We start from the raw sequence: 15825 nt of genomic DNA, 5'->3' as shown, positions 1-15825 counted from the left end.
CGCTCCTGGCCGACGGCGGGCGCGACGTCAGTTGCAGCTCTTGCCGCAGACGCTGGCGACCTTGCTGACGCAGCGGCTGTCCCACGTGTTCGTGCAGCACTCCGGGTCGACCGCGCAGATGCTCGCGACGCAGTTGGCCTGAGCCGCGTCGCAGCCTGCGGTCAGCGCCGAGCCGGTGGTGCAGAGCGCGTGCGCGCAGGGACCATCGTCGCAGGCCAGGCTGCCGGCGATCGTACGCGTCTCGGTGACGCAGACGTTGTCCCAGCTGGTGCTGCAGCAGTAAGCATCCGCATTGCAGATGGCCGCGATCGCCGGGCTGCACTCCTTGGCGAGCGGCGCCCCGGTCGTGCACTTGTCGTGCGAGCACCGGCTGTCTTTCTTCTCGATCCGATAGAAGCACTCCCCACAATTCACATCGTTGGAGTCGAAGATGTGCACTTTGACACGGCAGTCCCGAGCGTCGGGGGACGCCCAGCCCACAGCGTTGCAGGCTCCGTTGCCAGCGTTCCACACCTCGTAGGAATCACGAACGTAACCTGAACCGCAGTCGCCGCCTACGATGATATCGTAATTCTGCTGGTTCCAGATGTTGCCGCAGTGACGGTACTGAGAAGCGTAGGCGGTGATCTCTTGTTGCGCCTCGGCCACGTCCTCCGTGGGATCGTCGGCCTCCTCGATCGCGCGCAGCTCCGGGTCGAAGGCGGCGCCCTCCGCGTCCACGGCGCAGCCGACGGCGAGCGAGAACACAAGAGCAAGCGCGCCACCAATGGCGCTCCGGCAGGTGAGGCTGATCATCGTATCTCTCCGAGATGAAGGTGGTTGTTCGAGCCGCCCCCACGGGGGCCCTTGGACGCGTGCAGCAGAGAGTCTCCGTGCGACGCGATCGCAGCGGACCGGTTGGCAACTGACGTGCCACTCGGAATGATCGGGCCCTCGACGCTCACGCGCAGGGGAGGCGCTCGTCCGCCGGGGAGGTCACCGGTCGAGCGCCTGTCGCTCGCGGCGAACGAGCCGCGAAAGGAGCCGCAGCGCAGCAGCACAGCAGCGCAACAGCGCCTGTGCGGCGGGGCGTCGCCACGGCAGCCGGTGGGGAGCGGCCGTTTCCCCCGTGCGTGCAGGGGTGCCACAAGGACCGCCACGCCTGCAACCTCGAGGCGCGGCCTGGCGCATGGCGCCCGGGCTCGCCCCGCTCCTGCGCCGCGGGCCTCGGTCGGCGGGGGCGCATTCCTGCGGAGAGCCGGGCTCCTCGTGCACGCGGGCGGCGCGCGGCGCCGGGTCAGCGCGGGCGGCGGTCGTGGAAGAGGAGCATCTCGACCGTGCCGGCCTCGCGGAGCCAGGGCTGGTCGTGCGGCCCCGGCAGGACGCGAAGCGTGTGGGGGACGGAGCGCTTCGCGAGCTGCGCGGCGAGCGCGGCGTTCGCGTCGTGGAACGGGTCGCCCTTGCTGGTGAGCAGGTGGATGTCGCGCGGGCCGGCCGCGGCGACGGCCCTGGCGAGCCGGTCGGCGTAGGCGGGGGCGCGGTGGGCGCTGATGGCGGACTGCACGCCGCCCCAGGCGGCGAAGAGCTCGGGCCTGCGGAGGAACACCTCGACGCCGACGTAGCCGCCGAGGGAGCAGCCGTCGAGCGAGGTGCGGGCGGCGTCCTGGAACACGGGCGCCTCGGCGCGGGCGCGCGGCAGGACGACGTCCGCGAGCCAGCGCGCGTAGCCGTCGAGCGCCGCGGAGGGGTTCGGCGCCCTGTGGACGTTGGGCGTGAAGGGGCACGCGACCGCGAGGCCGCGGAACGGCTGCGCCGCGAGCGCGGCGTTCACCTCGGCGAGGCGCGCGTCGGTCCAGTCCTTCCGGCGCGCGGTGCGGACGAGCGGCGGTCGGCGGAGCCGCTCGTAGGCCGAGCCGAGGCCGTAGCGCTCGAGCCACGCGAAGGCGCCGAGGCGCTCGTCGCCGGTCTCGCCGAGGCCGTGGAGGAGCACGAGCAGCGGCACGCGCTCGCCGGGGGCGAGGTGCCTCGGGACGAGCAGCGTGAACCGCCGGCCGAGGGCGCGGTCGCCGGGGACCTGCAGGTCGCGCACATCGAAGGACGGCGGGGTAACGGCGGCGGGCGGCGGCGCCGGCGTCGCGGCGCCGGCGGGGTCGGCGAGGGCGGCACGCGGGGCGAGGGCGGCGGCGCAGAGGGCCAGGAAGGGGCGCCGGGGGAGGAGCATCCGCGGAGTGTCGCAGCTCCGCGGCGGCCGACCAGCCGCGCCGGCGGGCTCGGCGGTCCTGACCAGCCGCCGTCAGCCTGGCAGGGGCACCGCTGGAGATCGCGTCCGGAGGGGACGACGAGGCGGCTGCGCTTCGCCTGAGATGCCGTTCGGGTCGCGCGGACCGCGGAGGCGGTCGGCGCGCACCACCCGCTGTCCGCTGGCCGCCGCGCGCTCCATGGCGGCACGGCGCGTCTCGCCTCGCCCGTGCTCGTCGGGGTGGTCGTCATTGGCCGTGTAGCCGATGAGGATGAGCCCCAGCGGATCGACGTGCTCGGTCGCATTGAGGACGAAGCCGATGTCGTGCGCCGAGCCGGCCTGTCCGAGCGGTTCCGGCGTGACAAGTCGTGGTGATGACATGACAGCCATCATCATGCACGACGTACCGTTCAAGGCGGAGGACGGCGAGGGTGTCACCGGCGCATAGATGCAAAGCACGAGGGGGAGAACCGCATCCAGCCCGGATAAATCGCAATCGACGCACTTCTTCATGAACGACGACTCAGGGGCCTACGTCCCGAGGACACCCCACGAATCCGGAGTTGGCCATCGAGCATCTGATCGCGGTGGCGGAGCGGAGCAAGATGAGCGTGCTCGACAAGCGCATGGACGCCGCCCTGCGCGAGTATTCGCCTGTTCAGCTCCACCGAGTGTGTCTCCAACATGCACGGTGCCTTCGCTCTCTGCGTATGGAAGTCGAGGCAGGTCCGTTGCTTCAGCGCCTGCTGCACCCTGCTGCCCGCCTGGCGAGCCAACCCGGTGGGCCTCGACGATGTCCTCGAGGGCTTCTGTCCACCTGACTACAAGAACATGTCCGAGGCGGCTGACGCGCTGCTGGAGGAGAAGTGTGGGAAGGGCGACACGTACGGCGATCCGGCAGACTTCGAAAGAGCCTACGAGACCCTCGACATCGCGCAGCGCTTCCTCAATGAAGTACCGCGTTATCGAACGCCAGCGTGGCCCTCGGCACGACCGCCCGTCTTCAACCTGAAAGGGAACTACTGATGTCAACAGTCTCCGCCGTTGTAACGTCGCGAATCGCGGTGCCGAGGGCACCCCTCTTCGCCTGGCTCGTCCCCGGGGTCTTCGACACGGAGTTGAACACCGTGCTGCGCGCCGGGTACGGTTTTCCCGGCACGGAGTGGACCTCCGGCACCACTGGACCCTGGGATGTGCCTGGTTCGTACCGGACGATCCACCTGACGGATGGTAGCACCGTGCGCGAAGAGGTAACAGCGGCCGATGCGCCAGACCATTTCGCGTACATGGTAAGCAACTTCACGAATCCCATCCTCCGCCGACTGGTGAAGGAGGCACGAGGGCAATGGTGGTTCACGGACGACTGCCCCGGTACCAAGGTGAAGTGGCTCTACGAGTTCGAGGGCACGTCCGCCCTGGCCACGCTCCTCCTGACTCCCGCGATCAAGATCCTCTACCGCCGGTACATGGTCGCCGCGATGCAACGGATCAAGGAACGCGCTGAAAACGAGCTGCTGTGGAGCGTCCGATGAGCAAGTGGAATTTTGATCTGAGCTCCTTGCACGGCCCGCAAGGGATGAGCGAGGACGACCTCGCCTACCGCGGCTCCAGATATGCGGACGTCCGAGACGCCCTGTACGCGAATCCGTACCGCGGGGGCCGAAGCGGCGAGGCCCCCGGCCTCCTTCCGATGTTCAAGTCGACCATCAGAAATGCGTGGTCGGGCGCGTTCTCTGCTCATGCCGATTTGCTGAAGCAAGCCGCGGCGCGCACGGTGGACTCGAGGGCGGACCTCCGCTGGGGGCCCGATGGCAAGGGCTTCCGGAGGATGCTCTCGCCCAACGGCATCTGCCTCCTGGGAGTGTGGGAGATCACGGAGGAGAGCCAGTATAGCGGCTACTTCAAGGCGGGCGCCAAGGGCTTGATCATCGGACGATACTCCTCGGATGGCAATGAGACGCGGCGCGGGCAGCGACGCTCATTGAGCCTCGCCGGAAAGATCTATCCGACGATGGACCCGGACCACGCGACTCCGCTCGTTCCCGCCAGCTTCCTGTCCCAGGAAGACCTCGGGGGCATGCACACCGACTTCATCAACGACGCGGAGCTCCGAAATGCGCCCAACGTGACCGCATGGCGGCGCGGGATCTATTTCCTCATCATGGTTCGCGCTGGTTTAATCTTTCCGCTCGTGGACAAGGTGCCGGACGCTCGCCAGCTCCATGAAATCGCCGAGCTCGGCAAGCCCAAGGGCGAGCGCACGAGGTGCCCCGAGCACATGCTGCTCAAGATGGCGCCTCGACAGGCCCGGATTCAGGGCGAGGACCTGGACTTCCGAGATGAGGTTTATGCTCACATATTCGAGCCGGGGGCTCCCGAGCCCACTGGTTCGATAGTGTTCGACATCAGCGTGTCCGACAGGGGCGAGAGCGTAGGTATACCGGGATTCCGGCGTGTGAAGGTCACCGACTGGCGCCGCATCGGCCGGATCACGTTCACGGAGGCCGTCGCCTCGTACAACGCCGATCATGTGGTGCATTTCCATCACCCGGGTTGGCGCGACAACCGGAACGACGCGAAGACCGCGATCCGCTCGGGCGGGAGACGGGTCAGGTAGTCGTAATTCGCATCTCCAGGGCGAGCGACCCGACGGAGCGCTCTGCATGACGAGCGGCTGGAGAGCTGACGCAGCGTCCAGGTGAAGGGCCTTTCGCGAGGAGAGCGCCTCATGGTTGATCAGTTCGACGTCATCGTGATCGGGAGCGGCTTCGGGGGGGCCATCACGGCTGCTCGGTTGGCAGAGGGAGGTGCCCGCGTTCTCGTCCTCGAGCGGGGCAGGCGCTGGACGGCAAGTCAGCACCCGCGCGGGCCCACGGACGCCTGGCTCTATCAGCAAAATTCCCCAGCGAAGCACAACGGCTGGCTGGACCTGCGCTTCTTCCCGCGCATGATCGTCGCGCAGGGCGCCGGAGTCGGAGGCGGATCCCTCTGTTATTCGGCTGTACTCCTGGAGGCTCGACCCCAGCTGTTCGACGCCGGGTGGCCGCCGGAGATCACCTACGAGGAGCTGCAACCGTACTACGCGAAGGTCCGCGGCATGCTCAGCGCGAGGCCGATCCCGAGCCGACAGCTCACAGCCCGCGCGCGCCTGCTCCAGAGGGCGGCCACGAAGCTCGGCTATAGCGACCGCTTCACCAGAGTGCCGCTCGGGATCACGTTCGACAAACACTGGAATTATGACCGCGACGACCCGCTCGGCCGTCAGCACTCGAGGTCGTTCGTCAATCAGCAGGGCGAGCGGCAGGGCACATGTGTTCATCTCGGCAACTGCGATATCGGTTGCGACGTTCGCGCAAAGAATGCGCTCGATCTCAACTACATTCCTCTTGCGGAACGCCACGGGGCCGAAGTGCGACCGTTGCACGTCGTGCGCCGCATCGAGCCGGATGGCAGCGGCTACCGCGTATCCTTCGAGCGCGTCGACGGGGAGCGCCTGATTTCTGGCAGCGTGCGTGCGGAGGTGGTGGTCCTGGCAGCGGGCTCGCTCGGCACCACGGAGCTCTTGCTGCGCTGCCGCGATGAGCACCGCACCCTGCCGAACATCAGCCGACAGCTCGGGAAGCATTGGAGCCCGAACGCCAACTTCCTGACCCCGGCCCTCTATCCGCACGGCGACCAGGTGAAGCAGGGCATCGGCCCCACCATCACGTCGGCGCTGGAGTTCATGGACGGCAGCGTGAACGGAGAGCGATTCTACATCCAGGACGACGGAATTCCGAATATGGTGCTCAACGCGGTGCGCGCCAAGCTGGCGTCGCCCGCGTTGCGGCCGGTAGCATGGCTGCTCGAGCGACAGCTCAAGCGCGGTCTGGACGAGTGGAATCCGACCAGAAATGTGATGTTCTGGTTGGGCCAGGGTGTCGACGCCGCCGACGGTGAGCTGCGCCTGAGACCTCGCTTCGCGAAGTGGTGGGAGCAAGAGCTCGACCTCAAGTGGCGGGTCGACAAGTCGGAAGAGCTGGCCAGCACGATCCTGAAGATGCAAGAACGACTGTCCGAGGCGACTGGCGGCCAGCTCCACGTGCCCCTGTTCTGGCGACTCCTCCGGGGCATGATCTCGGTGCACCCGCTGGGAGGTTGTGGCATGGGCCGCAGCCGCGCCGAGGGCGTCGTCGACCATGCGGGGAGGGTGTTCGGCTACAAGAACCTGTTCGTCGTGGATGGCGCGATCCTCCCCGGGGCCATCGGGTGCAATCCCTCGATGACGATTGGTGCCCTGAGCGAGCGCATCGCCGATTTGCTGCTGTGCGACCGAGGCGCCGGCCCGGCGCGCTGAAGCAGGCGATCCGCGTCAGCCAGCGCCTGGAGCGCGTCTGAGACCAGGCGCCGGTCAGGGGTCCCAGCCCTGACCGGCGATGTTGCCGGCGGGCCGCTCCTCGCCGTGGCGGGCGAGAGCGGGCGCCGAGGACGGCCGCCTACCGGCGGTGGCGCTCGCCGCGGTAGTAGGTGCAGCGCAGGGACCCGCCGTCCACGGGCACAGTGCTCGGCACCTCGAGCGGCGCTGGCTGCCCTTGCGACGGCTCGGACGCGACGAGGCCGGCGAAGGGCGGCGGTCCCCCTCCGTACGGCGACGGGTAATAGACCGACATCGCGTTCTGCATCATCTTGATGTAATCGCCGCCGTAGCGATCGAGGTCATAGCACGCGAGCGGGTTCTCGAGGACGTTGAGCAGGCACTTGTTGCAGTAAGTGCAAGGGTTGGGCGGAGCGTCGAGCCCGCGCTCGAACATCTTGACGAGATCGTTGTTGGCGAGGAGCGGCCTCGCGATGCTGACCGCGTCGCTCGCCCCGCTCCGGATGGTCTCGGCGATGACCGAGGCCGTCTGGAAGCCGCCGGTGACGATCACAGGGACCCTGACGCGCTCCTTGATCGCGCGGGCGTTCTCGGCGTTGAGCCCCTCGATCCTGGTCTTCTCGGGCAGGTGGCGGAACCAGATGCGGCGGAACAGCGGGCGCAGGAGCCGGTACCTGAACATCAGGTAATTGCGCATCGTCAGCGAGCCGCTCGACAGGAGCCCGTCGTACCACCGGCGCGCGTCGTCCAGGGGGAAATCGCCGGCGGGGTTCCGCGGGTGCGGGAACATGCTCCCGGTGGAGACGTGGATGGCGTCGACCCCCGCCTCCTCGAGCATCTGACAGATCGCGATCGACTCCTCGAGGGTGTTCCCGCGCTTCTCGAACGGGACCACGTCGTTGTACTCGAGAGCGCTGATCTTGGCCTGCACATGGAAGTCGTCGCCCACCGCCTTGCGGATGGCGCGGATGATCTCCACCAGGAAGCGCGCGCGGTTCTCGACGGAGCCGCCGTATTCGTCCTTTCTGTCGTTGATGCCGGAGCTCAGGAACTGGTTGATCAGGTAACCGTTGGAGCTGTGCGTCTCCACGCCGTCGAGCCCTGCGGCCTTCGCGCGCCTGGCCCCCTCCGCGAAGCACTGTACGGTGTACTTGATCTCCTCCCTGGTCATGGACGTGCAGAGAAAGCCGTGAAACGGCTCTCTCTTGCTCGTCGAGCTCTGGGCCTTGAACGGGAGGTTCTCGACGCCCCCGAGGTCCTGCTGGCGACCCGAGTGGCTGAGCTGCAGGATGAACTTGCAGTCGTGGCGGTGGACCCGCTCGCCCAGGGCCGTCCAGAAGGGGATGGTCCCGTCGTGGTGGATCATCGCGTAGTTCGGCAGGATGCGGCCGCGGGTGTGGACCGGCACGTACGAGGAGATGATCGCCCCGACTCCGCCTGCGGCGAACTTCTCTTCCCAGTTGATCCGGACATAGGTGCCCGAACCATCGTAGTTGTCAAAGCGCCCGGAGATGCTCGATCGGAAGACGCGGTTCTTGACCGTGAGGTTCCGGAACTTGAGCTCTTTGAAGATGATTTCGTTCGCGTCGTTCTGTTTCATGCTGCACCAGGGGAGTTGTGGATTGTGCGGTGTCCTGCGTGGACACAGCGTGCCTGCTGGGCGGAAACGGCTGTGACTCGCGCCTTGGTCGTACTCGCTTGGGCCGACCTTGCGCGCTCCGCCAAGGTGGGTAGATATATGCCTTCAAGGCGGTGCGCGCCATCGGCCGCGCTTCGGAGACACCATGGGGCGAATGTTTCCCGCTCTGTCATCGTATGACGCCCTGGTCTATAACCTCGGCTATCTCGTTCCCTACGTGATGCAGGGCATCTTCACGGAGCGCAGGCTGTGGGTCCACGTCTGGCTCCGGCTGCACCCCGATCCGGGCGCGGTGAGGTTCTTCGGCCGGATGCGGAGGAAGTACGGGAGCGGGTGCTTCTGGGTGCGCGTGGGCCTGAGGAGCTCGCTCGTGGTCCTCGATCGGGACGCCGTTCGGCGGGTCCTCGAGCTCTCTCCGGACACCTATCAATCGGGGAGCTTCAAGCGCGAGGGGATGCGGGTGTTCATGCCGAAGGCGGTCACCATCTCACGCGGAGAGGCGTGGAGAGATCGCCGCCGCTTCAACGAGGCCGTGCTCGAATTCCACCGGTCTCGGCACCGGTACGCGGCGCGCTTCCTCTCCGTCGTCCAGGAGGAGGTCGAGCTGGCGAGCCGCGCGTCGCTCCTGTCCTGGGACGATTTCGATCGCCTGTTCGAGACGATCACCCGGCGGATCGTGTTCGGCGACGTCGCGCGCGACGACACCGAGGTGCTGGGCCTGCTCCGGAGGATGATGGCGCAGGCCAACTGGCTCATCAGGCCGAGGCGATCCAGGTACTTCGACCCGTTCTACGCCCGCGTCCGGCGTTACCTCGACGCCGCGGAGCCGTGCAGCCTGGCCGCGCTCGCCAGGCAGGTGCCAGCCACCGAGCTGACGGCGGTCGAGCAGCAGATCCCGCACTGGCTGTTCGCCATGTGGCAGACGCTCGGCATCAACACGGCGCGGGCGCTCGCCCTCATCGTCGCGCACCGCGACGTCGAGCGCGAGGTCCGGCGCGAGATGGCCGGGGGGTGCCCCACGGCGAGCGAAGGGATCGACGGGCTGGCGCTCCTCGGCGGCTGCGTGCAGGAGGCCATGCGCCTCTTTCCGACCACCCCGCTGCTCTTCCGCGAGACGACGGTCCCCGACGTCCTCGAGGGCGCCGCCGTCCCGGCGCGTTCTCCCGTGCTCATCCCGAACAGCTTCAACCACCGGGACCGGGAGAGGGTCGCGATCGCCGACGCCTTCTGTCCGGCGTGGTGGCTGAGCGGCGAGCGGGAGCCCCTGTTCAATCATCTGGGCGGAGGGGCCCAGGTCTGCGCGGGGAGGTCCCTCCTCCTGTTCTTGGCCAAGGCGGTGCTCGCCGCGCTGCTCAGCCGCCGCCGCTACACCCTCGTCCGGCCGGCGCTGAGCCCGGCCCGCCCCATCCCCTACGCGTTCAACTACCTGCGCGCCCGCTTCGAGGCTTCGCCGATCGAGGCCGACGAGAACCGTGACACTCTGCAAAGGATCCATCGATGAAGCGCTCGCATACGCTCCCTCAACGCCTGCTGATCGCCACGTTCGACCTCGTCAACACGTTCGTGCCGTGGCACCGCCTGCCGCCGTTGATCGGGGTCGCCAACCTCCTGGCTTTCCGCATGAGGCTCAGGAGGGAGAACCTCCACGACACGAGCCAGCTCCCGGAGGCAGAGACGGCGGCGCCGCACCCGGCGTATCGGCCTGAGGTCGCGGTCCGGCGGACGGCCGACGGCTCCTTCAACGACCTGGAATACCCCAACATGGGGCGGGTCGAGACGCGCTTCGGACGAAACGTGCCCCTCGAGCACGCGTGGCCGGAGCCGGAGGATCGCCTCCTGAGCCCGAGCCCGAGGGTGATCAGCGAGCGCCTCCTGGCCAGGCGGGAGTTCATCCCGGCGACGACCCTGAACCTGCTCGCGGCCGCCTGGATCCAGCTGATGACGCGCGACTGGTTCAACCACGGCAGGCCGAAGGAGGGCAACGAGTTCTGCGTCCCCCTCGACAAGGAGCGGGGCGACACCTGGTACGAAGATCCGATGTTGATCCGGCGGACCCCGTCGGACCGGACGCGGCGACCCGGCAAGGGGCATCACCCGCCGACGTTCCTCAACTACAGCTCGCACTGGTGGGACGCCTCCGTGTTCTACGGCAACCATGGGAAGGAGCTCGCTCAGCTGATCGATCTCGAGAACAGCCCGGGCTCCAAGCTCCGGCTGACGCAGGCGGGGAGCGAGCTCCTCGGCATGATCCCCCCGGAGATGCAGAGGCTGGCCGACGTGTCCAGACAGTGGTGGATCGGCCTCTCGATGCTCCACACCGCCTTCGTGAAGGAGCACAACACCATCGCGGATCTCCTCCACCGGCGTTACCCGGCGTGGAGCCCCGATCGCGTCTTCCACACCTCGCGGCTCATCGTGTCGGCGCTGATGGCCAAGATCCACACGGTCGAGTGGACGACGGCGATCCTCGGACACCCGACGTTGCAGATCGCCATGAACGCCAACTGGTGGGGGCTGCTCGGCGAGGAGATCACGCGCGGCTTCGGTCGCTTCGGCACGAACGAGGTGCTGAGCGGCATCCCCGGCTCTCCGACGGCCCACCACGCGGCGCCCTTCGCGATGACCGAGGAGTTCGTCTCGGTCTACCGGATGCACCCGCTCATGCCGGACGGGATCCAGATCTACCGCAGCAGCGACGGCAACCCGGTGCGCCACGTCGCGCTCCCCGACGTCTCGGGACGCGACCTGCTCAAGCTCTTCGAGGGCGACGCGCCCGTGTCCATGGCCGATCTCTTCTACTCCTTCGGAGTCTCCCACCCGGGCGCGGTGATCTTGCACAACTACCCGAGCTTCCTCCGCGACCTCCCGCGCGACGACGGTACGAAGATCGATCTGGCTTCCATCGACGTCATGCGCGATCGCGAGCGCGGCGTGCCGCGCTACAATGAGTTCCGCCGGCTCCTGCACCGCAAGCCGGTCAGCTCGTTCGAGGAGATCACGAGCAACCAGGAGTGGGCGCGCGAGCTCCGCGAGGTGTACGGCGACGTCGAGCGGGTCGATCCGATGGTCGGCATGTTCTCGGAGGACCTGCCGAAGGGCTTCGGGTTCAGCGACACGGCGTTCCGCATCTTCATCCTCATGGCCTCGCGGCGGCTGAAGAGCGACCGGTTCCTCACGACGGACTTCAACGAGAACGTGTACACCCGGGAGGGGCTCGACTGGATCAACACCAACGACATGAGGAGCGTGCTCCGGCGGCATTACCCCGAGCTCGCGCCGGCGCTCCGCGGCGTCCAGAACGCCTTTGCCCCGTGGACGCGCATCGACGCGCCGGCCGCCGGGCACGGTCAGCCGGGGAAGTGACAGGACAGCACGGGGGGAAACGGTGAGGACCATGAACACGCACTACGTGAGAGAGCCCATGGACGAAGGGGCCCGGCGGTGGCGCAGGCTCAGGAACGGGATCGCGGGCGCGCTCTCCGCGCTCGCTGTGTTCTTCCTCGTCTCCTCCCGGTATGCGCCAAACCAGCCGGTGACCTACGAGCACATCGAGGACCGCTTCAGGTACGGCACGATCGGCGCCGACACCGACAGCGGCCTCCCGCTGCGCGTGATGCAGGTCCTCCCGCGCATGTTCCCCGAGTACCTTCCCGCGGGGGGGCGGCGTGATTACACCGCGTTCGGCTTCATCCAGGAGCCAGGCCACCCGATGCCCGTCGGGTTCTCGATCCGCCGCCGGGTCATCGATCTGGTCGGCCAGAACTGCGCCGTGTGCCACGTCGGCTCGGTGCGCGCATCCGAGCAAAGCGCCCCGACCTACTACCTGGGGATGCCCGCCAACACGGTCGACCTTGAAGCGTATTTCGAGTTCCTCTTCCGCTGCGCGTCCGACGCCAGGTTCACGCCGGATCTCGTGATCGACGAGATCGAGCGCGACGGCGCCCTCTTCCCGCTCGATCGGCTGATCTACCGCGCCGCGATCGAGCGGATGAAGACGGGCCTGCTCAGCCAGCGGGACAGCCTCGGCCCGTTCCTGCGCGAGAACCCTCCCCCGGGCCCGGGGCGGGTGGACACCTTCAACCCGTACAAGACCAGGCAATTTGCGGCCTACTACCAGGGTCATATCCCCGACGAGGAGCGGATCGGCACCGCCGATTTCCCGTCCATCTGGAACCAGGGGCCGCGCGAGGGGATGCACCTGCACTGGGACGGGAACAACACGTCGGTCAACGAGCGCAACGTGAGCGCCGCCTTCGGCGCCGGCGCCACCCGCGAGGACGTCGATCTGCCGAGGATCACCTCGATCAAGGAGTGGCTGGACGAGCTCCCGCCGCCGGCGTTCCCGTTCGAGCGGGGCGCCGACCTCGCGAGGCTCCAGCGGGGGCAGGCGCTCCACGCCGAGTACTGCGCGAGCTGCCATGCCGTGGGCGGCGCCAGCGTGGGTCGGGTCGTGCCGATCGAGGAGATCGGGACGGACGAGCATCGATTGAACTCCTACACGCAGTTTTTCAGGCAGCTTCAGGTCTTCTACGGGCGGGGCTACGACTGGGAGTTCAGGCACTTCCAGAAGACCCACGGCTACACGAACCAGCCGCTCGACGGCATCTGGGCGAGGGCGCCTTACCTGCACAACGGCTCGGTTCCGACGCTGTGGGACCTGCTCACGCCGGCCGAGCGCCGGCCAGCGCGATTCTACCGGGGCCACGACGTGTACGACGCCGATCGGGTCGGCTTCCGGGTCGATGTCCGCGAGGTCGAGGGGCGAAAGGCGTTCCTGTTCGACGCGACGCTCCCTGGCAACAGCAACAAGGGACACACGGGGGCGCGCTACGGGACGGAGCTGAGCGACAGCGATAAGTGGGCGCTCATCGAGTATCTCAAGACGCTCTAGGCGTATGCCATGCAAGAGGGGGAATTCATCATGCTAGCACGAGCCGATAACCTCCACGCGAGCGCGTTCCGGGTCCTCGTGGCGCTCGGGATCGTCGCCGACGTCGCGCTGGCCTTGCCAGCGGTGCTCTCACCGGATTGGATCGAGTCTGCGCTCTACCTGCCGCCTGTCCTGTCGTTCAAGGCGGACATCTGGCAGCGTGGGGTCGGGGTGCTGCGGCTCCTCCTCTCCAGCATGTACGTGCCGGCGCTGGTGAGCCCGCTCCGGGACCGCTACGTCTCCGCGGCCGCGGTCACCTCGCGGCTGCTCCTCGGCCTCTTCTGGTTCTGGGCGGTGGAGTTCGCCGATTATCCGAGGGGCTACCTCCTGTTCGCCTACCTCGAGGGCGCGCTCGGCGCCGCCCAGGCAGCCCTCTACGTCGCGATCCTGCGGCGCGAGCACCGCCGCGCGTAGCGGCCCTGCGCCGGTGCCCGGAGCGCGCCGCGCGGCTGGGCCTGGCGCTCCGGTCTGTGCAGCAGGCGGTCAAGTCGGTGTCAGCGGAGGTACGGTATGCGCAGGATCCATCGTGCGACGGTTCGGCGGACGGTCGGGGGGATGCTCCTCGTGGCCGGGATCATCGGGGTCTTCGTCTGGTACAAGTTCTATCGCGACGTACGGGTCGGTTACGCGGACGATGACGAGAATTTCAAGTATGGATCGATCGGCAACGAGGAGAGCACGGGTATCCCGTACCTCATCTGGAAGGCGCTCCCCGAGCTCTGCCCGCAGCACCTGCCGGGCCCGGGCGGCTATGCGTCGCTCGGGATGATCTACGAGGGCCGCGAGGCGCCGATCGGCATCTCGGTGCGGACGATCGGGTTCCCGCGGGCAGCGACCAACTGCGCCTTCTGCCACGTGTCGGCGGTCCGCGACGAGGAGGGCGGCGCGCCTCGCCCCCTGCTCGGCTCGAGCGCGGCTCAGCTCGACGTCGAGGGCTACACCCGCTTTCTCTGGGCCTGCGCCGCCGATCCCCGCTTCACCCCCGACGGCGTGCTCGAGGTGATCCGCCGTGCCGGCGAGCTGTCGTGGGTAGACGAACAGATCTACCGACACGTCCTCGTGCCTCGGACGCGGGAGGCGCTGCTCGAGCAGCGCGACCGGGGGGCGGCCTGGATGGACGCGTCGCTTTCCTCCGTGGGCCACCGCCGGCCGCGCGCGGGCCGGGGGAGGGTCGACCTGGTCAATCAGATCAAGTTCCATGTGCTGAACCTGCCGCCCGACGAGACCATCGGGGTATCGGACATGATGCCGATCTGGCAGGTGCCCCCGTCGGTGCGCGGCAACTACGGGTATTTCTGGGACGGCCTCAACGATTCGCTGGTCGAGGTCGCCCGCAGCTCCGCGCTCGCCGATGGCGCGACGCTGTCGTCGATCGAGACCGACCAGATCGGCCGGATCGAGCGCTGGATGACCCGCGCGCCGGCGCCGCGTTATCCCTATGCCGTCGACCACGCGCTCGCCGCGGAGGGCCGTCGCGTCTACGTGAGGGCCGGCTGCGCCGACTGCCATGACACCGGCGGGGCCCGCTATCGTTCGGTCATCCCGCTGGACGAGAAGGAGCTCCGCACGGATAGGTCCCGCATGGAGGCGTGGACGGCCGAGGCGGCGGCGGCCTACAACCAGCATGCAGAGGGGACACGGATCGATTTCGATCGTTTCAGGAGTACGACGGGGTACATCGCGGTCCCGCTCCATGGCATCTGGGCCACCGGGCCTTATCTGCACAACGGGTCGGTGCCGACGCTGTGGCACCTCCTGACGCCGGCGGAGCGGCCCCAGGTGTTTTACCGCGGTATGACCGAGGTGGACCGCGAGCGCGTGGGGTTCCGCCACGACACAGCGGGTGCGCCGGAGCTTGCGCGCAGGGGTCTCCTCTCCCGCTACGACACCACGGAGCCGGGGAACGGCAACCAGGGGCACATCTATGGCGCCGAGCTCTCGCGCGACGACAAGATGGCCCTCATCGAGTACATGAAGACGCTTTGAGCAAGGCGGCACGACGGCAGACCCTTCTTCCTGTCGCGCCCGCGCCGAGCGGCGGCGGCGGCGGCGGCGGCGGCGCGGGCGTGGGAGGCGCCGCGGGCTGACAGGAAATGCCCGAGGCGCGCTGGACGGGGTGGACGCGCCGCGCGCCCAGCGGGTACACCGGGGCGCCCATGGACACGACGCACGACGACACGGACGAGACGCAGGACGAGGCGGGGCAGGAGCGCCGGCTCCGCCCGGAAGACCAGGACCCGAAGCTGTGGAAGGGCAGCGGGTGGACGGCGCGGGTCATCAAGAACGAGGACGACGACGGGTGGGCCGTCGAGATGACGTGCGACGGCCAGAGCGAGCCTTCGCTGGTCGGGCCGTGGACGATGGGGCGCGACAAGAAGAACCCGAAGCCCCTCGACGCGAGCGCGTTCGCCACCCTGGTGAAGACCGCGAACGAGGTGATGGCGCGGCACGCCCAGCAGCGCCGGGCGCAGCTGCACCGGAGCGTGACGACGGTGGTCGAGGGCGGCGCGCGGATGCGCGTGGACCTCGACGTGGTGCCCGACGAGGACGACCCCCACGCCATCCTCACCGTGCGCGACGCGGCGGGAGAGACCGTGACGCAGGCCAGGGTGCCCCCGGACTTCAAGCTCACCGCCGAGAGCGCGCGCCGCTGGATCGAAGGGAACGCCCCCGAGCTGTGACCG

At 68.2% G+C, this 15825-nt stretch carries 14 protein-coding genes; 10 read left to right on the top strand and 4 right to left on the bottom strand.

The window, feature by feature from the left end; all coding sequences use genetic code 11:
• Window positions 1-27 precede the first annotated feature (27 nt).
• From WME85_RS28695 to WME85_RS28685, 3 genes are all read right to left on the bottom strand, one after another.
• Window positions 28-795, bottom strand: a complete 768-nt coding sequence (locus WME85_RS28695) for a hypothetical protein (RefSeq protein WP_437825708.1) — start codon at window positions 793-795, stop codon at window positions 28-30.
• A gap of 481 nt (window positions 796-1276) precedes the next feature.
• A complete protein-coding gene (locus WME85_RS28690; RefSeq protein WP_437825707.1) occupies window positions 1277-2200 on the bottom strand; it encodes a hypothetical protein in 924 nt (307 codons plus the stop codon).
• A 72-nt stretch (window positions 2201-2272) separates the two neighbouring features.
• The gene (locus WME85_RS28685) at window positions 2273-2731 is read right to left on the bottom strand and encodes a hypothetical protein (RefSeq protein ID WP_437825705.1); all 459 of its coding nucleotides are present in this window, start codon (window positions 2729-2731) and stop codon (window positions 2273-2275) included.
• A 171-nt stretch (window positions 2732-2902) separates the two neighbouring features.
• Here WME85_RS28685 and WME85_RS28680 point away from each other — a divergent pair, with 171 nt between their 5' ends.
• The 4 genes from WME85_RS28680 (at window position 2903) to WME85_RS28665 (ending at window position 6554) form a co-directional block, all read left to right on the top strand.
• Window positions 2903-3244: a hypothetical protein gene (locus tag WME85_RS28680; protein WP_437825703.1), complete on the top strand. Its 342-nt coding sequence runs from the start codon at window positions 2903-2905 to the stop codon at window positions 3242-3244.
• 101 nt (window positions 3245-3345) lie between these two features.
• Complete coding sequence (locus WME85_RS28675) at window positions 3346-3750, top strand: SRPBCC family protein (RefSeq protein ID WP_437842373.1); 405 nt, start codon at window positions 3346-3348, stop codon at window positions 3748-3750.
• Complete coding sequence (locus WME85_RS28670; RefSeq protein WP_437825700.1) at window positions 3747-4835, top strand: hypothetical protein; 1089 nt, start codon at window positions 3747-3749, stop codon at window positions 4833-4835. Before WME85_RS28675 ends, WME85_RS28670 begins: the two co-directional genes overlap by 4 nt.
• A gap of 111 nt (window positions 4836-4946) precedes the next feature.
• Window positions 4947-6554 (top strand): GMC oxidoreductase, encoded by a 1608-nt coding sequence (locus WME85_RS28665; protein WP_437825698.1) that lies wholly within the window; start codon window positions 4947-4949, stop codon window positions 6552-6554.
• 139 nt (window positions 6555-6693) lie between these two features.
• Here WME85_RS28665 and WME85_RS28660 read toward each other — a convergent pair whose 3' ends face one another.
• On the bottom strand, window positions 6694-8172 hold the full coding sequence (locus WME85_RS28660) for an NADH:flavin oxidoreductase (protein WP_437825696.1): 1479 nt from the start codon (window positions 8170-8172) through the stop codon (window positions 6694-6696).
• Window positions 8173-8365: 193 nt separating this feature from the next.
• Here WME85_RS28660 and WME85_RS28655 point away from each other — a divergent pair, with 193 nt between their 5' ends.
• From WME85_RS28655 to WME85_RS28630, 6 genes are all read left to right on the top strand, one after another.
• Window positions 8366-9712 carry a cytochrome P450 gene (locus tag WME85_RS28655; protein ID WP_437825693.1) on the top strand — a complete coding sequence of 449 codons (1347 nt, stop codon included), beginning with the start codon at window positions 8366-8368 and terminating at the stop codon, window positions 9710-9712.
• Window positions 9709-11574 carry a peroxidase family protein gene (locus tag WME85_RS28650; protein ID WP_437825691.1) on the top strand — a complete coding sequence of 622 codons (1866 nt, stop codon included), beginning with the start codon at window positions 9709-9711 and terminating at the stop codon, window positions 11572-11574. The genes WME85_RS28655 and WME85_RS28650 overlap by 4 nt, the downstream gene beginning before the upstream one ends.
• A gap of 31 nt (window positions 11575-11605) precedes the next feature.
• Window positions 11606-13102: a cytochrome c gene (locus WME85_RS28645; protein WP_437825690.1), complete on the top strand. Its 1497-nt coding sequence runs from the start codon at window positions 11606-11608 to the stop codon at window positions 13100-13102.
• A gap of 30 nt (window positions 13103-13132) precedes the next feature.
• Entirely contained in the window at window positions 13133-13555 is a 423-nt protein-coding gene (locus tag WME85_RS28640; protein WP_437825687.1) for a hypothetical protein, read from the top strand.
• A 141-nt stretch (window positions 13556-13696) separates the two neighbouring features.
• Window positions 13697-15127, top strand: a complete 1431-nt coding sequence (locus WME85_RS28635) for a cytochrome c (RefSeq protein WP_437825685.1) — start codon at window positions 13697-13699, stop codon at window positions 15125-15127.
• Window positions 15128-15297: 170 nt separating this feature from the next.
• Window positions 15298-15822, top strand: coding sequence for a hypothetical protein (locus WME85_RS28630; protein ID WP_437825683.1), 525 nt, complete (start codon window positions 15298-15300; stop codon window positions 15820-15822).
• The last annotated feature ends 3 nt before the right edge of the window (window positions 15823-15825 follow it).

Origin of the sequence: Sorangium sp. So ce1153 (genome assembly GCF_051521595.1) — a bacterium.
In the GTDB taxonomy this organism is placed as follows: Bacteria; Myxococcota_A; Polyangia; order Polyangiales; family Polyangiaceae; genus Sorangium.
This window is presented reverse-complemented; position numbering and strand designations above follow the sequence as displayed.